The following is a 602-nucleotide window of genomic DNA, read 5'->3' as shown; positions in this document are numbered from 1 at the left end:
CCATCGCATCAGCGCAGACGGCGTACTCACAAAAACAGACATCGACACAAACTCCGTGCTGAAAACCCCATATCCCCTGGACTATCTCGTCCAAGCGTATGGAGATGAACTGCACATTCGAGGCGCGTTCCTTTCGCCCATATCGTCGAAAGCCACTGCGTTTTGCGTCATTGACTACCCTGACCGGAAAATTTCCTCTCGTGCGAGTCAATGCCCGCTGGGCGATGTGCAGCGATCGCACTGACTGGACAAGGTCAGAGTGCATTGAACGAGTCAGCCACCGAGCCGAAGTCGTTCGTAGAGCAACACAGAAGCATGAGCCAACCACAGCCGCTACCGGCAACTCATGTCGAGTCGCCCCGCGGTGTTGACGGACGCTTGCGGTTGCCGTGACTGCTGTGCCTATCGACGCAGCGAGGAGCGGCGAAGGCCGCCACATCCTTGATTCAGCTCAGAATCACTTAGGAGGAATTAACGATGTTTCCGCCAGACAAGACCAGGGATCTGTTTCTACGACTGGATCGTATGGCTCGCGAGCGCTACACCCAGCCGCCACCTATGAACATCGCGCCACTGGCGCGATGTGTTGAACGGTATGTTTT

Annotated in this window: 1 protein-coding gene; it reads left to right on the top strand. The window is 56.0% G+C overall.

The window, feature by feature from the left end; genetic code table 11:
• Window positions 1-244, top strand: a 244-nt coding sequence (locus tag KDH83_RS31205) for a hypothetical protein (RefSeq protein WP_212322978.1), incomplete at its 5' end; no start/stop codon positions are given.
• Between the last annotated feature and the right edge of the window lie 358 nt (window positions 245-602).

It is taken from the genome of Achromobacter sp. Marseille-Q0513 (genome assembly GCF_018195695.1).
In the GTDB taxonomy this organism is placed as follows: domain Bacteria; phylum Pseudomonadota; class Gammaproteobacteria; order Burkholderiales; family Burkholderiaceae_B; genus Achromobacter.
The sequence above is the reverse complement of the archived record's forward strand: the minus strand, read 5'-3'. Positions and strand labels throughout refer to the sequence as shown.